At 69.4% G+C, this 17,155-nt stretch carries 11 protein-coding genes and 1 pseudogene; 5 read left to right on the forward strand and 7 right to left on the reverse strand.

Annotated elements, in window-relative coordinates; all coding sequences use genetic code 11:
- Positions 1-1,027, forward strand: a 1,027-nt coding sequence (locus tag AC1DYN_RS27740) for an SPM autocatalytic domain-containing protein (RefSeq protein ID WP_490363527.1), incomplete at its 5' end; no start/stop codon positions are given.
- 74 nt (positions 1,028-1,101) lie between these two features.
- A complete protein-coding gene (locus AC1DYN_RS27745; protein WP_477965162.1) occupies positions 1,102-2,649 on the forward strand; it encodes a methyl-accepting chemotaxis protein in 1,548 nt (515 codons plus the stop codon).
- An 89-nt stretch (positions 2,650-2,738) separates the two neighbouring features.
- Here AC1DYN_RS27745 and AC1DYN_RS27750 read toward each other — a convergent pair whose 3' ends face one another.
- The 7 genes from AC1DYN_RS27750 to AC1DYN_RS27780 are packed head-to-tail and all read right to left on the reverse strand — an operon-like array spanning position 2,739 to position 9,259.
- Positions 2,739-3,692 carry a class I SAM-dependent methyltransferase gene (locus AC1DYN_RS27750; RefSeq protein ID WP_477965164.1) on the reverse strand — a complete coding sequence of 318 codons (954 nt, stop codon included), beginning with the start codon at positions 3,690-3,692 and terminating at the stop codon, positions 2,739-2,741.
- Between the two features lie 34 nt (positions 3,693-3,726).
- Positions 3,727-4,383 (reverse strand): acyltransferase, encoded by a 657-nt coding sequence (locus tag AC1DYN_RS27755; protein ID WP_477965166.1) that lies wholly within the window; start codon positions 4,381-4,383, stop codon positions 3,727-3,729.
- 10 nt (positions 4,384-4,393) lie between these two features.
- Entirely contained in the window at positions 4,394-5,350 is a 957-nt protein-coding gene (locus AC1DYN_RS27760) for a glycosyltransferase family A protein (protein ID WP_477965168.1), read from the reverse strand.
- A gap of 16 nt (positions 5,351-5,366) precedes the next feature.
- Entirely contained in the window at positions 5,367-6,473 is a 1,107-nt protein-coding gene (locus AC1DYN_RS27765) for a DegT/DnrJ/EryC1/StrS family aminotransferase (protein WP_477965170.1), read from the reverse strand.
- 1 nt (position 6,474) lies between these two features.
- Positions 6,475-7,047 (reverse strand): GNAT family N-acetyltransferase, encoded by a 573-nt coding sequence (locus tag AC1DYN_RS27770; protein ID WP_477965172.1) that lies wholly within the window; start codon positions 7,045-7,047, stop codon positions 6,475-6,477.
- Positions 7,044-7,892: a WxcM-like domain-containing protein gene (locus tag AC1DYN_RS27775; RefSeq protein WP_477965174.1), complete on the reverse strand. Its 849-nt coding sequence runs from the start codon at positions 7,890-7,892 to the stop codon at positions 7,044-7,046. The genes AC1DYN_RS27770 and AC1DYN_RS27775 overlap by 4 nt, the downstream gene beginning before the upstream one ends.
- Positions 7,893-7,915: 23 nt before the next feature.
- Positions 7,916-9,259 carry a TolC family protein gene (locus AC1DYN_RS27780; RefSeq protein ID WP_477965176.1) on the reverse strand — a complete coding sequence of 448 codons (1,344 nt, stop codon included), beginning with the start codon at positions 9,257-9,259 and terminating at the stop codon, positions 7,916-7,918.
- Between the two features lie 189 nt (positions 9,260-9,448).
- Between AC1DYN_RS27780 and AC1DYN_RS27785 the strand changes: the two genes are divergently transcribed.
- The 3 genes and pseudogenes from AC1DYN_RS27785 to AC1DYN_RS27795 form a co-directional block, all read left to right on the forward strand.
- Entirely contained in the window at positions 9,449-14,470 is a 5,022-nt protein-coding gene (locus AC1DYN_RS27785; RefSeq protein ID WP_477965178.1) for a calcium-binding protein, read from the forward strand.
- Between the two features lie 30 nt (positions 14,471-14,500).
- Positions 14,501-16,606: a type I secretion system permease/ATPase gene (locus AC1DYN_RS27790; protein WP_477965180.1), complete on the forward strand. Its 2,106-nt coding sequence runs from the start codon at positions 14,501-14,503 to the stop codon at positions 16,604-16,606.
- A gap of 9 nt (positions 16,607-16,615) precedes the next feature.
- A pseudogene (locus AC1DYN_RS27795) lies at positions 16,616-17,155 on the forward strand (hemolysin secretion protein D); the annotation flags it as partial.

The raw sequence follows: 17,155 nt of genomic DNA on the forward strand, positions 1-17,155 counted from the left end.
GACCAGCGCGCAGGCGGCGGGACTGGACGCGCCGCAGGTGGCGGCGATGCAGCCGGCCGACCTGCGTGCGCTGGGCACGGCGGCCTTCCACGCACTGGGCAGCGACCAGATCGCGGTGCTGGACACCGCCCAGTTCGTCGCGCTGTCGACGGCGCAGATCGTCGCGCTGGGCACCGAGCAGATCGCCGGCTTGAGCACCGACCACATTGCCGCGCTGACGACGGCGCAGATGGTGGCGATGGAGACCGCCGACATCGCGGCGATGTCGTTGCAGCAGGTGGCGGCCTTCACGCCGGAGGACATCGGCGTGATGTCGGGCGCGCAGATCTCGGCGCTGCTGTCGGTGACGCCGATCGTGCTGGACCTGGCGGGCACCGGCATCCACACCACGGCAGCCGGCCAGGGCGTCAACTTCGACGTCGCGGCCACCGGCAGCACGGCGCGCAGCGGCTGGATCGCCGAGGGCTCGGCGCTGCTGGCGATCGACCGCAACCACGACGGCACGATCAACGACGGCAGCGAGCTGTTCGGCATCGGCACGCTGAAGGCCGACGGCACGCGCGCCGCCAACGGCTATGTCGCACTGGCGCAGCAGGACAGCAACCACGACGGCACGATCAGCGCCGCCGATGCGAACTTCAAGGACCTGCGCGTGTGGGTCGACGCGAACCACGACGGCAAGACCGATGCGGGCGAGCTGAAATCGCTGGCGGATGCGGGCATCGTGTCGCTGGACCTGCATGCCGTGGCCGGCACGCAGGTGGACCACGGCAACCTGCTGGGGCTGGTGTCCGGCTTCACGCTGGCCGACGGGTCGCAGCACCAGATGGCCGACGTGTGGTTCGCGAAGGAGAAGGCAGCGCCGGCGGTGCAGCTGGGCGACCTGCTGGCCGCGGCGCCCACCGAGCTGCTGGCGCACGACACGGCCGCGCCGGCGCCGGCACCGCACCTGGCACCCGCCGCCATCAGCGCCGAGCAGCATCGCCTGCTGGCCGAGGAAGCCCAGCGCATCGGCCCACTGATCTGAGGGCCCGCCCGACCCCCCGGATGCCCCGCGCAGGACTATGCTGCGGCTATCGCCAGCAGCAGGAGGGCCGGGTCATGAAGCTGAACCTGAAACTTCCCCTCGCGTTCGGCTTCACGCTGGCGCTGCTGCTGCTCGCGGCGCTGTTCGGCATCGGGCAGCTCGACCGTTCCCTCACCGCCTACGACACCATCGTGCAGACCCACGTCGCGCACGAGCGGGCGGCGGCCGACCTGGAAAGCCGCTTCAAGACGCAGGTGCAGGAGTGGAAGAACACGCTGCTGCGCGGCAAGGACCCGCAGCAGCTGGAGCGCTACTGGGGCGCGTTCCAGAAGGAGGAGAAATCGGTGGCCGAGGGCGCGGCGCAGCTGCGCGACAGCCTGCCGCAGGGCGAGAGCCGCACGCTGGTCGAGCGCTTCCAGCAGGCGCATGCGCGCATGGGAGAGGGCTACCGCCAGGGCCAAGCCGCCTTCACGGCGGCCGGTTTCGACGCGGCGGCCGGCGACAACAGCGTCAAGGGCATGGACCGCGAGCCGGTGAAGCTGCTGGGCGAGGCGGCGCAGCGCATTGCTGCGGAGAGCGCCGACATCGCCGCGCGTGCTTCGGCCGACGGCCGGCGGGCGATCCGGCTCAGCCTGGCGGTGATGTTCGGCGTGACGCTGCTGGGCGTGGTGGTCGGCATCGGCGTGAGCCGCATGATCGTGCGTCCGCTCAACCAGGCGGTGCAGGTGGCGCAGGCGGTGGCTGGCGGCGACCTGACGGTGGACGTGCGACCGCGCGGGCGCGACGAGACCGCGATGCTGCTGACGGCGCTGGCCGGGATGCAGCGGCAGCTGACCCTCCTGGTGCGGGGCGTTCGCGCCAATGCCGAGGGCGTGGCAACCGCGAGCGCCGAGATCGCGCAGGGCAACAACGACCTGAGCATGCGCACCGAGCAGCAGGCTGCGGCCCTGCAGCAGACGGCGTCGTCGATGGACGAGCTGGGGGCCGCGGTGCGGCAGAACGCCGACAACGCGGCACAGGCCAGCCAGCTGGCGGCCGGCGCGAGCGGCGTGGCCCAGCGCGGCGGCGACGTGGTGAGCAGCGTCGTGCAGACGATGAAAGGCATCCACGACAGCTCGAACCAGATCGCCGAGATCGTCGGCGTGATCGATGGCATCGCGTTCCAGACCAACATCCTGGCGCTGAACGCCGCGGTGGAGGCGGCGCGGGCCGGCGAGCAGGGGCGTGGCTTCGCGGTGGTGGCCGGCGAGGTGCGCGCGCTGGCGCAGCGCAGCGCGGCGGCGGCCAAGGAGATCACCGCGCTGATCGGCACCAGCGTCGAACGCGTGGCACAAGGCAGCACGCTGGCCGACCAGGCCGGATCGACCATGGGCGAGGTGGTGGCCGCCATCCGCCGTGTGACCGACTTGGTCAGCGAGATCAGCGTGGCGACCAGCGAGCAAAGCACCGGGGTGTCGCAGGTCGGCACCGCGATCGCGCAGATGGACCAGGCGACGCAGCAGAACGCGGCGCTGGTGGAGGAAAGCGCCGCGGCGGCGGAAAGCCTGAAGGGGCAGGCGCAGCGGCTGGTGGAGGCGGTGGCGGTGTTCAGGTTGCCGGCGCCGGGTACGGCAGCAGCGTAGCTCGGATGCCAATCCGGGGCTGGTCTTCGCGAGTCAAGGCCGCTCCCGGATTGCGCTGCGCTCCATCCGGGCTACGGGTCTGCGGCGACTCAGTACATGTCCGCCAACCGCAAGGTATGCGCATTGCGCGAATCATCCACCGCCCGCACCACATGCCGGTCATCGGCAATGGTCTGGAACAGGTCGATGCCCTTCGGCGCCTTGCCGCCGGCATCCTGGTCTCCGCGGTACGAGATGCTCGACCGGGGCTGCCCGTTCATCATCTCCCCGTTGCACAGCGACAAAAACTCCCACGACGCCATCCGCGCGCCGGCGGCCCAGACGTCGCCGTCCTGGATGTCCGGGTCGTCCACCGCGCGGCACATCACCGACATGTAGCCGCTGTCCACCCCCGGCGCGAAGTTGGCCGGGTTCACGTCGGAGTGCGGGCAGTAGTAGCAGTCGATCGGCACCATCTTGAAGAAGCGGATCAGCGATTCCAGCATCGGCACCGAGTGGTACCAGAAGGTGTTGGTCTCGCGCTGCAGGTTGCCGCGGTGGTTGTATTCCAGCGTGTGGCCCTCGCGGCGCATCACGTTGGTCGACACGATCATCAGCCCGTTCTTCTTCAGCAGCGGCCGGATGCCGGCCAGCACGTGCATCGGCGAGAACACGTGGTACAGCACGCCCGACAGGTTGATGAAGTCGAAGCCGCCCTGCTCCTTCAGCTTCACGCTCAGGTCGTACAGCAGCCCGATCTGCTTGAAGTCGAAGTCGACGCCGTAGATCGTCTTGATCGCGTTCATCTTCTTCTCGCAGTGCGGCAGCGCATCGGTGGCCAGCACCTTCTTCGCGCCCTGGCGCGCCATCAGCGTCGGGATCAGGCCCTCCATGCTGCCGATGTCCAGGCACTCCATGCCCTGCAGGTTGGCATTGCGCAGCAGCATGCGCGGCATCATCGGCACGCGCGGCATGTGCGTGCCCTTGGTGATCTGCCCCGGGGCCAGCTCGACGTTGTAGTACCACCAGTCGTTGGCGACCGAAGCGATGAGTTCCTCGTGCATGTCTTGCCTCCTGGTTGGTCGGTCGTGGATGAAGCTATTCAGCGGGCGTGCTCACCTGCCCGACGATGCGCGCCGGGTTGCCGGCGATCACCGACAGCGGCGGCGCCTCGAACTTGGGCGACACCACCGTGCCCGCCGCGATCACGCTGCCGCGCCCGATGCGGCAGCCCTTGAGCAGCGTCACGCGGCTGCCGATGAAGACCTCGTCCTCGATCACCACCGGCAGCGGCTTCTGGTCGGGCCGGTGCCGCTGGCCCAGCGCCAGCTCGTGCGCGTTCGAGTCGAGCACCTGGAACTCCGAGCCGATCAGGCAGCGCTGCCCGATGCGGATCTCCGCGCCCTCGGACACGATCACCGCCCGGTTGTTGATCACCGTGCCGTCGCCGATCTCGATCAGCGATTGCGGCGTGCGCGCCTCGAGGTAGCTGCAGCCGTAGCTGCCCGGCGAGCGCGGCACGCCGAACACCACCGTCGGCGCGAGCCGGATGCGGCCCACGCCCTTGAACACCGTCGGCGTCATCAGGTTGACCGTGCGCGCGGCACCGGGCTTGTCGGGCGCCTGCAGCACCTCGACGATGGCCTTGTCCGACACGTGGAAGAAGTAGTGCACCAGCAGCGCGCGCACCCAGCCCTCGAGCTCGAACGGGTTGCTCTTCGAGATCCAGCCCTTGTAGCGATCGAGCTTCAGCATCGCGGCAGGCTCAGAAACCGTGGGTGGCGAGGAAGTCGTTCCAGGCAACGATGAAGCGCTCTTCGGCACCCGGCGCGCCGCCGGCCAGCTCGGGCAGCAGCGCGCAGAACGGCTGCATGTCGGGCTGGGTGCCGTAGCGCAGGTTCAGCGCCGGCTGGATGATGCGGTAGCACTGGCGCGCCAGCTCGTCGCCGAGCCGGCCCGCGCGGTGCCCGCCCACCGCCAGCGCGACGAAGCCCAGGTGCGCGCCCTTCATGAACGGGCTGTTCACGTTGGACGAGTTCTGCCCCGCGCTGATGCGGAAGTAGCCCAGGTGGTCCTGGATGTGGCACAGCGGCCGGCGGATGCTGGCCGCGACGAAGGCGCCCAGGTCCCACAACCCGGCATACGACACGTCGCCCAGGGCCGGCTTGAGCAGCAGGTCGGCACAGTCGGCGCGGAAGATCGCGTTCGAGAACTCGCCGAAGTAGTTCTTGCACTCGGCCACCGTGCTCATGAACATCACGTCGTCGTTCAGCGCGATCATGCGGCTCGCGTTGTGCGCGATCGCCGCCGGCACCGGCTGCCCGGTCATCGGCTGCCCGGCCTCGTTGGCCACCCAGCGCCGGCTCACCGAGCACGAGAAATCGGCCGAGCCGTGCGCCACCAGGTGGCGCTCGTAGAACTCGGGGTACATCACGTCGTCGTCGAGCATGATGTGCAGCAGCTCGGAACGCCCGTTCCACAGCCGCACCAGATGCTTCAGGTTCTCGTAGGCACCATTGCGCGGCCCCTCGTGGAACTCGATGTCCAGCCCGGCGCGCAGCTGCGCGAAGGTCTCGGAATGGAAGACCTCGCGAAACTCGCCGTGCGGGCTGTCGTCGGAAATGATCACCTTCTGCGACGGCCGCGTCTGGTAGCGCAGCGAGTGCAGCAGGTCGTGGATGTAGCGCGTCTTGTAGGCCGGGATGACGGTGGTGATGTTCATCGGTGGGTCCGTGGCCTCAGCCCAGCGCCTCGAGGGCAACCCGTACCGCCTGGATCACCTCGTCGGTCTGCGCGTCTGTCTGGGTCGGGCCGATCGGCAGGCTCAGCACCTGCGCATGCATCGCCTCCGAGATCGGCAACGCACCCGCCTTCAGGCCGAGCGGTGCATAGGCCGGCTGCAGGTGCGGCGCGACCGGGTAGTGGATGACGGTGCCGATGCCGGCATCGGCCAGGCGCCTGGCCAGGGCATCGCGCTGGCGGTGCCGCACGACGAACAAATGCCAGGCCGGTTCGGCCCAGCTCGGCACCTGCGGCAACACCAGGTCGAAGCCGGCGAAGGCCTGCAGGTAGCGCTGCGCGATCGCGGCGCGGTGCCGGTTGTCGGCCTCCAGCTTCGGCAGCTTCACGCGCAGCAGCGCGGCCTGCAGCTCGTCGAGGCGCGAGTTCCAGCCGATCACCTCGTTGTGGTACTTCACCTTCGAGCCGTAGTTGCGCAGCTCGCGCAGCCGTGCCGCCACCGTCTCGTCGTGCGTGGTGACGGCGCCGCCGTCGCCCAGCGCCCCCAGGTTCTTGCCGGGGTAGAAGCTCCAGGCCACCGCGTCGCCGTGCGCGCCCAGGCGTTCGCCCCGGTAGCGCGCGGCATGCGCCTGCGCGCCGTCCTCGACCACGCGCAGCCCGTGGCGGCGCGCGATCTCGAGGATGGGTGCCATGTCGGCCGGCTGGCCGTACAGGTGCACCGGCATGATGGCCCGCGTGCGCGGCGTGATCGCCGCCTCGATGCGGGCGGGATCGATGTTGTGCGTGCGGTCGTCGGGCTCCACCGGCACCGGCGTCGCGCCGACGTGGGTCACGGCCAGCCAGGTCGCGATGTAGGTGTTCGACGGCACGATCACCTCGTCGCCCGGGCCGACGTCCAGCGCGCGCAGCGCCAGGCTCAGCGCGTCCAGCCCGTTGGCCACGCCCACGCAGTGCGCCGCGCCGCAATAAGCCGCGTACTCCTGCTCGAAGCGCTTCAGCTCGTCGCCCATGATGTACCAGCCCGAATCGAGCACGCGCTCGAAGGCGGCCACCAGCTCGGCGCGCTGCTGCAGCTGCACGGACTTCAGGTCGAGGAAGGGAACCATGTCAGATGTCCACTTTCAGGGGAGTCGGCAGGAAACGGCTGTAGCGCTTCATCGCCTCGCGGATCGCCGTGTTCGCCAGCGTGTACTCGATCTCGACCTCGTCCTGCGAGACCCGCTGCGCACCGAAGCGCTCGTGGAAGGCGCAAACGCGCTCGTTGCCAAGGTTGACCTGAAAGTGCGCATTCGTAAAGCCCAGGGTATCGAGGGCATACGCGTAGACCATCAGCGCCGACTCGATCGCGGCCGACGGCGGGGCGGCGTCCGACAGGATCCAGCTGCCCCAGCAGAAGCTGCTCTCGCCATCGATCACCCGGGCGTCGTACAGCCGCACCGTGCCGAGCTTGTCGCCGGCCAGGTTCTCGATCACGAAATAGGCCTCGGTAGCGCGCTGCGCGCAGGCGGCCAGCCAGGCCTGCTGGTCGGCCAGCGCGCCCGAGGTGCGCGACAGGTGGCGCGACTTCACTTCGTCGGTGCGCAGCCCGAGGATGAATTCGGCGTCGCCGACGGCCGCGTCGCGGAAAACCAGGGTCTTGCCCTGCACGCGCCTGGCCTTGCCCAGCCGCGGCGCGGTCATGTCGCAGCGTTCCCGGCAACCAGGTCGGTGAAGACGCCGTGGTCGCGGATGTAGTCCGCGGCGTCGTAGTAGTCGGATGCGAACACCATCAGCATCGCGTCCGGCGAGTACTTGTACTGGATGCCCCAGGTCATCGGCGGAAGGTACAGGCCGCGCTGCGGCGAGTCCAGCACCACCTCGACCCGGCGCTTGCCGTCGTCGGCCACCACGGCGCAGCTGCCGCGCAGGCAGATCAGGAACTGGTGGCAGCGGTGGTGCGCATGCTCGCCGCGGATCTCGCGGCTGGGCACGCCGAACACCATGAAGTAGCGCAGCGGCTTGAACGGCACGTGGCGGTCGAACTCGCCCACCGTCAGGTCGCCGCGCATGTCGTGGATCACCGGGAAGTGGTGCACCGTGACGCCCTGCACCGGCGTGGTCTCGATCTTGAAGCCGTTGGCCGCGGTCGGCACGTGCACCGCGCTCGCCGGGCCCTTGTCGGTGTCGACGTAGCCGACGATCGCGGCCGGGTTGCCCTCGACGATGGCGCCCGGGGGCACCGAGCGCGTGACGACCGAGCCGGGGCGCACCACCGCCTTGGCGGCGATCGTCAGGCCGGCGTAGATGGTGGAGTTGGCGCCGATCCAGGCCTGGCGGCGCACCGCGGTGCCGACGGCGTCATGGCCCTCGGCCTCGACGAACACGACGTTGGCGCCGATGTAGCAGCCGGCATCGACCTGCACGCCGCGGCAGATGTGGGCGCCGCTCTTGACCACGCAGTCGCCGTGCACGTGGGCCTCGGCATCGATGAAGGCCTGCGGGTGCAGCGCGAGCGGGGCCAGCAGGCTGGTGTCGTTGGTTCCCATGGGTCGGTCCGGATCGTTGGAAGTTATTGCAGCCAGGCGCCGATGCCCAGCCCGAGCGAGCGCAGCAGCGCATTCGCCTGCTCGCCGTCGTACAGCGCATTGACGTAGGCGACGCGCAGGCCGTAGTGGTCGCCCTCGGCGGCCATCACGTCGAACAGCGAGCGGCGGCCCAGCTGCTGCCATTGCTGCAGCGTGAAGTTGCGCACGCGGTCGCTGTCGCGCAGCACCGCGACCACGCGCTGCGCGCGGTCGAAGGCCGAGGTGGCCTGTTCGTGCACCTCGCTCATGCGCGAGCGGCGGGATTCCAGCGCGTCGGCGCGCTGCAGCCGGGCCGCCTCGGCGCGCTTGCGGGCCGCGGCGGTGGAGTAGTCGTTGCTCGCGTTGTAGAGCGGGATGTTGAAGCTGACGCCGGCCGACCAGCTGGTGCCGTCGCCGGCGCCCTTGGCCTTGCTGCCGCCCACGGTCCAGTTGACCTGCGGCTTCTGGCCGGCCACCACCGCGCGCGCATAGCTGTCGGCGGCCTCGGCCTGCTGGTCCAGCTGGGCGATCTCGGCGGCGCGGTCGGCCTGGGCCAGCACCTCGTCGAGCTTGGGGGTGTCGAGCAGCACCGACGACAGCCCTTCGGTGCCCGGCAGCCCGTCGCCGACGAAGCGGCGCAGCTTGACCTCGACCTGGCGCACCATCGACAGCGTCTGCACCTGCTGCAGGTCGGCCTGCTGCTGGTTCTTCTGCGCCTGCACCAGCTCGCTGGTGCGGCCCTTGTCGGCGCGCACGATGGTTTCCAGCGCCTCGACCAGGCAGCTCATCTTGCGCGAGTACTGCTGGTACACCTGCGCCTGCATGCGGTAGCGGCTGCGGTCCAGCGCCAGCGACACCGTCGTCAGCGCCACCTGCTCCTGCGCGCTGATCTGGCCCAGGCGCGCGGCCTCGGCCAGGTGCGAGCGCCAGTCGGTCAACTGGGTGATGCGGCCGCCGTCATACAGCGGCGCGGTGACGCTCAGGCCGATGCGGGCCTGGTTGCCGCTGACCGATTCGACATTCGGCGCCGAGCTGCCGACGCGCCCGAGCGTGCCGTTCAGGCCGGCCTGCGGGCGGCTTCCCATGCGGGTTTCATCGACGTCGGCGGCCGCGGCCTCGGCCAGCAGCTTCGCCGCGCCGATGGCCTGGCTGCGCTTGAGCGCCTCCTGCACCATCGCCTGCAGCGAGGCGCGCGGGCCGCCGGCATCGCCGGCCGCGTTGCGCCCCCCGTAGCTCACGCCCGGCTCCACGCCCTCGTCGTCGATGCAGCGAGCGAACGCAGGCAGCGCGACGGCAGTGGCCACCAGCACGCCGGCCAGGCGCAGGGTGTAGGACGGGCGGACGGTCATGAAACGTAACTCCTGGGTGAATCGCGTGTTGCGACACCCTGGCAGTACACCGCGGGGCAGCCCGTCGCGATGAGCGGAAAATGCCCGGCTTTTCCCGCCAGTTCCGTCCGGCCCATCGCTTTGGACCCTAGACGCGGCCGGAAGCGCACTTCTAAGCTCGCCCCTCCACGGTCGAACCGAGACTTGCGCATGAGCACTCCCCTCTACACCGGCGATGACAAGGCCAACACGCTGACCGGCAGCGACGGCGACGACGACATCACCGGCGGCAAGGGAGACGACACGATCGACGGCGGCCTGGGCAGCGACGTCTACGAGTACAGCGCCGGCGATGGCCGCGACACGATCCGCGCGCGCTACGACACCACCGAGAACAAGACCGACACGCTGAAGCTGAACGGCATCCCGGCCAGCGAGGTGACGCTGGCCCGCGTCGACAGCTCGCTGGTGATCGGCTTCACCGGCAGCCGTGCCGGGCTGGACCAGGTCACGGTGCAGTCCTTCTTCTCCAGCGACGACCCGCACAACAGCTTCAACCCGCTGCAGGAGATCGGCTTCTCGGACGACGTCTGGTCGGTGGCCGACATCGTTGCCCGGCTGACCACCGGCACGGCGGGCAACGACAGCCTGCGCGGCACGGCCAACGACGACACGCTGACCGGGGGTGCGGGCAACGACACGATCCACGGCGGGTCCGGCAGCGACACGGTCATGTTCGCGGTCGGCGACGGCCGGGACACCCTCAGCGCGTGGTACGACGCGGCCGACGGCAAGATCGACACGCTGGAGCTGACCGGCACCCACGACGCGAGCGAGCTGCGCCTCGAAACCGCCGGCAACGCGCTCCTGATCGGCTTCACCGAACACGCCACCGACCAGGTCACGGTCGAGGATTTCCTGTACGACAACGGCGACTTCAGCCCGCTGCAGCAGATCCGGTTCGCCGGCGGCGGCACGCTGGACGTCGACGGCATCCTGGCGAAGCTCCACGGTGGCAGCAGCGGCAACGACACGCTGGGCGGCACGATCGCCGGTGATGTCATCCAGGGTCAGGGCGGCAACGATGCGATCAACGGCCGCGCCGGCAACGACACGCTGGCGGGCGGTTCCGGAAATGACACCCTCACCGGCGGCACCGGCAACGACACCTACATCTACGAGGCCGACGGCGGGCAGGACACCATCGCCTACAGCACCGATGCGGCCACCGACAAGCTCAACACGCTGCAGTTCGGCGCCGGCATCCAGGTCAGCAACCTGGCCTTCTCGAAGTCCGGCACCTCGCTGGTGATCTCCATCAAGACCACCGATCCTGACACCGGCAAGCCCGTCAACGGCACGGTCACCGTCCAGAACTTCAGCTTCACCCTCGGCGAGGACACCAGCTACAACCCGCTGCAGGCGATCAGGTTCACCGACGGCGCGGCCACCGGATGGTCGCTGGCCGAGATCCAGGCCCAGGTGCCGGGCGCCTCGACCGGCACGGGCGCCACGAAGACCGAAGGCGACAGCGGCAACGACACGCTGGTCGGCACCGCGGGCGACGACGTGCTGAACGGTCACGGCGGCGCCGACCTGATCGACGGCGGCAAGGGCAGCGACACCTACAAGTTCGCAGCCCACGACGGCCAGGACACGCTGGCGTCCGTGCTCGACACGACGGCCGGCAAGACCGACACGCTGGTGCTGGCGGACATCCAGGACGATCGACTGACGTTCCGGCGCTCCGGCAAGCACCTGATCATCGGGACGAACGACGTCGACGGGAAGGCGACGACGGACGAGATCACCGTGCGCTACTTCTTCTACAACGAGGACCCGCACAACGACTACAACCCGCTGCAGGCGATCCAGTGCGCCAACGGCGTGACGCTCGACGTGGACCAGATCGTCGCCAGGATGCTGGAGGGCACCGCCTCCGGCGACCACCTGGTCGGCACGGCCGCTGCCGACACGCTGATCGGTCATGGCGGCGACGACACGATCGACGGCGGGTCGGGCAACGACATCTACCAATTCGGCACCGGCGACGGCAAGGACACCATCGCCTGGTCGAACGATGCCGCCAGCGGCCGGCAGGACACGCTCCACCTGACCGGCGTCGCCGACAAGAGCGGCTTGTCGCTCGGCACCTCGGGCACGTCGCTGGTGATCGGGTTCACCGGCAGCAGCAGCGACCGGGTCACGGTCGAGGAATTCCTCTACCAGGACAGCGCCGAGAACACCCTCAATCCGTTGCAACGGATCCAGTTCGCCGATGGCTCCTGGATGGGGCTTGCCGCCATCCTCGCCCTGCTCCACGCCGGCACCGACCGCAACGACACGCTCAGCGGCACCACCGGCAACGACAGCATCGCCGGACAAGCCGGCAACGACTGGATCGACGGCCGCGGCGGCGCCGACACGATCGACGGCGGCGCCGGCAACGACACGCTCAGCGGCGGCACCGGCAACGACACCTACCGCTACGGCACCGGCGGCGGCCAGGACACCATCGGCTTCAGCAGCGACCCGGCCGCCGTCAAATCCGACACGCTGGAGTTCGGCACCGGCATCACGCACGGCCAGTTGAGCTTCACGAAATCCGGCTCGTCGCTGGTGATCACCATCGCCAAGGGCACGGCCAGCGAGGGCAAGGTCACCGTCCAGAACTTCAGCTTCGACAGCGGCATCGACACCCCCTACAACCCCCTGCAGCGCATCGTCTTCACCGACGCCGGCGAGAACGGGCTCGCCTGGGACCTCGCCACGATCCAGGCGCAGCTGTCGGACGCAGGCTCGGGCTCGGGCAGCGGCGGGACGCAAGGCTCCGCGAGCGCGGACACGCTCGCGGGGACATCGGGCAACGACACGCTGCGCGGCTACGCGGGCGACGACGTGATCGACGGTCGTGCGGGCGATGACGAGGTCCAGTACGGCAGGGGCGACGGGCAGGACAGGATCCTGTCCTGCCGCGACACCCGCCAGGACAAGGACAACCGGCTGGTGTTCGTCACCCAGGCGGAGAAGAGCGTTGCGGAAACGGACGTCAGCCTGAGCCTGTCAGGCAGCGCGCTGATCGTCAGCGTCGCCGGCAGCACCGCCACCACCGACCGCATCACGGTGGAGGACTTCCTGTACGGCGCCGACCCGTACAACGACTACAACCCGCTGCAGCGCATCGTGTTCGGCACGGGCGACTGGAGCCTGGACGAGATCATGGCCCGGTTGACCACGGGCGGGGCCGGCGACGACAGCCTGGTCGGCAGCGTCGGAGCCGACATGCTGACCGGCAACACCGGCAACGACACGCTCCAGGGAGGACTCGGCAGCGACACCTTCCTCTTCAAGCAGGGCGATGGCCAGGACACCCTGCTGTCGTTCCAGGACGCCACGATCAACAAGGTCGACCAGCTGAACCTCGAGGACATCAGCGAGAAGAACGTCGTGCTGAGCCGGAAGGACAACGCGCTGGTCATCCATTTCACCGACAGCGACACCGACCAGGTCACCGTCAAGGACTTCTTCTACGCCGACAACCCGTACAACCGGTTCAGCCCGCTGCAGCAGATCAAGTTCTCCGACGCCACCTGGGACGTCAACCACATCCTGTCCGAGGTGTACAAGGGCACCGAGAACGCCGACACCCTCGCGGGCACGGAGGCCGGCGAAGAGATCACCGGCCAGGCCGGCGACGACGTGATCGACGGCCGCGCCGGCAACGACACGATCTCCGGCGGCCTGGGCAACGACACGCTCAGCGGCGGGCAAGGCAACGACACCTTCCTGTTCGGCAAGGGCCAGGGCCAGGACATCCTGAAGTCCGGCGCCGAGACCCACCCGGGCCGCTTCAACACGCTGAGCCTGCAGTCCGACGTGAGCGTGGCCGACGTGAAGCTCAACATCTCGGGCACGTCGCTGATCGTCTCGCTGAAGGGGCAGGACAAGGCCAACACCGACCAGGTCACGGTCAAGGATTTCTGCTTCACCGACAATCAGGACACGGTCTTCAATCCGTTGCAGCGGATCACGTTGTCCGGCGCGACCGGCACCGTGACCTGGGAGCTGCAGGACATCCGGGCGCGGGTCGGCGGCGAAGAACACGTCGGCACGTCGAGCGGCGACACCCTGGCAGGCACGGCCTATGCCGACTCGCTGAGCGGCGCCGCCGGCAAGGACTGGCTGGTCGGCCGATCCGGCAACGACACGCTGACCGGTGGCACCGACAACGACACGCTGGAGGGTGGTGCCGGCAGCGACACCTACGTCTTCGCCGCCGGCGACGGTGCCGACCTCATCCTCGACAGCGAGGCCGGCAGCAACGCCGACGTGCTGGACCTGTCCGGGTCATCGAGCAGCATCCAGGCCACCAACCTCTGGTTCGCGCGGGCCACGAGCAGCAGCGACCTGCTTGCCAGCAATGACCTGGTCGTCAGCGTCATCGGCAGCACCGACAAGATCACGATCGATGGGTGGTTCGGCAGCGATGCCAGCCGCATCGAGAGCATCACCGCGCGCGGCACATCCGGGACACGCACGATCACCGACGACGATGCCGGCAACCTGGCCAGCGCGCTGGCGGCCCACGACAAGCCCTCGGTCACGAACTATGCAGCCCTGCCTGCGTACGAGCTGGCCGGGCGGATCATCTCGACGGTCTGGGGCACGTCCGACACATCCACCCGGGGCACGCCCACTGCCGACACATTGGCAGGATCGAGCGACAAGGATGCGATCGACGTGATCTACGGCGCCGCCGGCGATGACACGCTCACCGGCCATGCAGGCGACGATGTGTTGATCGGCGGCGTCGGCAGCGACACCTACGCCTACGCCAAAGGGGACGGATCGGACACCATCGTCGACTTCGACAGCGGCACCAACGCGGACACGCTCGCGCTGTCGGCCATGACGGCCTCGTCCCTGTGGTTCAAGATCGACGGCAACGACCTGCTGATTGAAGACCTCGACAACAACCAGAAGATCACCATCGCCAACTGGCATCTTGGCGAGGCGAACCAGATGGAGTCGATCGTCGCGACGTTCTCGAGCACCAGCGGCGGCGTCAAGTTCAAGACGACCGCCACCATCGCCAATGCGCAAGTCGACACCCTGATCGACGCCATGGCCTCCGCGTTCGACGCCAACCCCGGCAGCGCGCGCATCGATCTGATGGGCGACATCAACGTGAAGAAGTACTGGGATATCGACACGGCACGCATCGAAGGCTGACCGAACGGCCCGCACGAAGCCCCCACACCCATGCCCGCCCCCGATACCGGCCTCGCCTGCCTGGTGATGATGGCCCGCCTGCACGRCATCGCCGCCGAGGCGGACCAGCTCGCGCACGAGATGGCGCTCGCCGGTTCGGTGTTCGATGCGCCGGCGATCCTGCTGGCGGCACGCCGGCTGCAGCTGCAGGCGAGGCTCGTCAAGGCACGCGTCGAGCGCCTGCCGACCACGCCGCTGCCGGCCCTGGCCTGCGGCGTCGACGGCTTCTTCATCCTGGCCAAGGTCGAAGGCGACAAGGCGCTGGTGCTGTGCCCCGGCACCGGCAGGCCCGAATCGATCGGCCTCGACGAACTGCAGCGGCGCTGGCACGGCGAACTGATCCTGTTCAGCTCCCGCGCCTCGGTCGCCGCCGATTGGGGCCGCTTCGACTTCAGCTGGTTCGTCCCGGCGGTCGTCAAGTACCGCAGGCTGCTCGCCGAGGTGCTGCTGGTCAGCTTTGCGCTGCAGCTGTTCGCGCTGCTCACGCCGCTGGGATTCCAGGTCGTGATGGACAAGGTGCTGGTGCACCGCGGCTTCACGACGCTCGACGTGATCGCCGTCGGCCTCGCGGCGGTGATGCTGTTCGAGGCGTCGCTCACCGCGCTGCGCAGCTACGTCTTCGCCCACACCACCAGCCGCATCGACGTCGAGCTCGGCGCACGCCTGTTCCGCCACCTGCTGGCGCTGCCGCTCGCCTACTTCCAGGCGCGGCGCGTCGGCGATTCGGTCGCGCGCGTGCGCGAGCTCGAGAACATCCGTGCCTTCCTGACCGGCAACGCGATCACCGTCGTGCTCGACCTGCTGTTCTCCGCCGTCTTCATCGCGGTGATGCTGTGCTACAGCGGCTGGCTGACGCTGATCGTCGTCGCCTCGCTGCCCTGCTACCTGCTGCTGTCGCTGGCGCTGACGCCGCTGCTGCGGGCGCGGCTGTCGGAGAAGTTCAACCGCGGCGCCGAGAACCAGGCCTTCCTGGTCGAGACCATCGCCGGCATCGACACCGTCAAGTCGATGGCGGTCGAGCCGCACTGGACGCGGCGCTGGGACCAGCAGCTCGCCGCCTACGTGTCGGCCGGCTTGCGCACCACCACCGTGGGCCTGTTCGCGCAAGGCGGCGTGACGCTGATCTCGCGCCTCGTCACGCTGGCCACGATCTATGCCGGCGCCCGCCTGGTGATCGACGGGCAGCTGACGGTCGGCCAGCTGGTGGTGTTCAACATGTTCGCCGGCCAGGTGGCACAGCCGGTGCTGCGCCTGGCCCAGCTGTGGACCGACTTCCAGCAGACCGGCATCTCGATGCGCCGGCTGGCCGACATCCTCGACACCCGCACCGAGGTGGCCGGTGCGCGCAGCAGCCTGCCGCCGCTGAAGGGCCGCGTGACGCTGGACGGCGTGCAGTTCCGCTACCGGCCGGACGCGCCGTTGGTGATCGACAACCTGTCGCTGGACATCGCGCCGGGCGAGATCGTCGGCATCGTCGGCCGCTCCGGCTCGGGCAAGAGCACGGTGGCGCGCCTGGTGCAGCGGCTGTTCGTGCCCGAGCGCGGGCGTGTCCTGGTCGACGGCCTCGACCTGGCACTGRCCGAGGCCGGTTCGCTGCGCCGGCAGATCGGCGTCGTGATGCAGGAGAACATGCTGTTCAACCGCAGCATCCGCGACAACATCGCGCTGGTCGACCCCGGCGCGCCGCTGGAGGCGGTGACCCACGCCGCGAAGCTGGCCGGCGCGCACGAGTTCGTCACGGCGCTGCCCGAGGGCTACGACACGCTGGTCGGCGAACACGGCTCGACGCTGTCGGGCGGCCAGCGCCAGCGCATCGCCATCGCGCGGGCGCTGATGGGCAACCCGCGGGTGCTGATCTTCGACGAGGCCACCAGCGCGCTCGACTACGAATCCGAGCGCATCGTGCGCGACAACATGAAGGCGATCTGCCGCGACCGCACGGTGATCGTCATCGCGCACCGGCTGTCGGCCGTCCGCGACGCGCATCGCATCGTCGTGATGGACCACGGGCGGATCGTCGAGAACGGGCCGCATGCCGAGCTGCTGCGGTTGGAGAGCGGGCACTATGCGCGGCTGCACCGGCTGCAGCAGGGTTGAGGCAACGCGATGAGCCTGCGCCTGCACGCCCTGCATGACCTGGTCGCGCACTACGGCAGCGCGTTGCGGCGCGCATGGCAGCACCGCGCCGCGCTGGCGCCACCCGAGCGGCTGCCGCACGAGCTGCAGTTCCTGCCGGCYGCGCTGGCGCTGCAGGACACGCCGGTCCCGCCGGCACCGCACATCGCCATCCGGGCGCTGCTCGCGTTCGCCGGGCTGGCGCTGCTGTGGTCGGTGTTCGGCCGGCTCGAGATCGTCGCGGTGGCGCCGGGCCGGGTCGTGCTCAGCGACGGCAGCAAGACCATCCAGGCCATCGAGACCGCGCGCATCCGGTCCATCCGCGTCGCCGACGGCCAGTCCGTCCGGTTTGGCGACACGCTGGTCGAGCTGGACGACGTCGGGCCCTCGTCCGACCAGGACCGCCTGCGCGGCGAACTGGGCGCGGCGCAACTGCAGGCCGCGCGCGGCCAGGCACTGCTGGATTCGCTGGACAGCGGCATCGACCGGCCGCTCGCCCGCCCGGCCGCCGCCGACGACGCGCGCGTGGCC

It is taken from the genome of Rhizobacter sp. P2_D12 (assembly GCF_056404395.1).

Bases quoted from the DNA above. Each gene is read 5' to 3' on its own strand.
- AC1DYN_RS27745 (WP_477965162.1), top strand. From the start codon at position 1,102: ATGAAGCTGAACCTGAAACTTCCCCTCGCGTTCGGCTTCACGCTGGCG.
- AC1DYN_RS27750 (WP_477965164.1), bottom strand. From the start codon at position 3,692: ATGCACGAGGAACTCATCGCTTCGGTCGCCAACGACTGGTGGTACTAC.
- AC1DYN_RS27755 (WP_477965166.1), bottom strand. From the start codon at position 4,383: ATGCTGAAGCTCGATCGCTACAAGGGCTGGATCTCGAAGAGCAACCCG.
- AC1DYN_RS27760 (WP_477965168.1), bottom strand. From the start codon at position 5,350: ATGAACATCACCACCGTCATCCCGGCCTACAAGACGCGCTACATCCAC.
- AC1DYN_RS27765 (WP_477965170.1), bottom strand. From the start codon at position 6,473: ATGGTTCCCTTCCTCGACCTGAAGTCCGTGCAGCTGCAGCAGCGCGCC.
- AC1DYN_RS27770 (WP_477965172.1), bottom strand. From the start codon at position 7,047: ATGACCGCGCCGCGGCTGGGCAAGGCCAGGCGCGTGCAGGGCAAGACC.
- AC1DYN_RS27775 (WP_477965174.1), bottom strand. From the start codon at position 7,892: ATGGGAACCAACGACACCAGCCTGCTGGCCCCGCTCGCGCTGCACCCG.
- AC1DYN_RS27780 (WP_477965176.1), bottom strand. From the start codon at position 9,259: ATGACCGTCCGCCCGTCCTACACCCTGCGCCTGGCCGGCGTGCTGGTG.
- AC1DYN_RS27785 (WP_477965178.1), top strand. From the start codon at position 9,449: ATGAGCACTCCCCTCTACACCGGCGATGACAAGGCCAACACGCTGACC.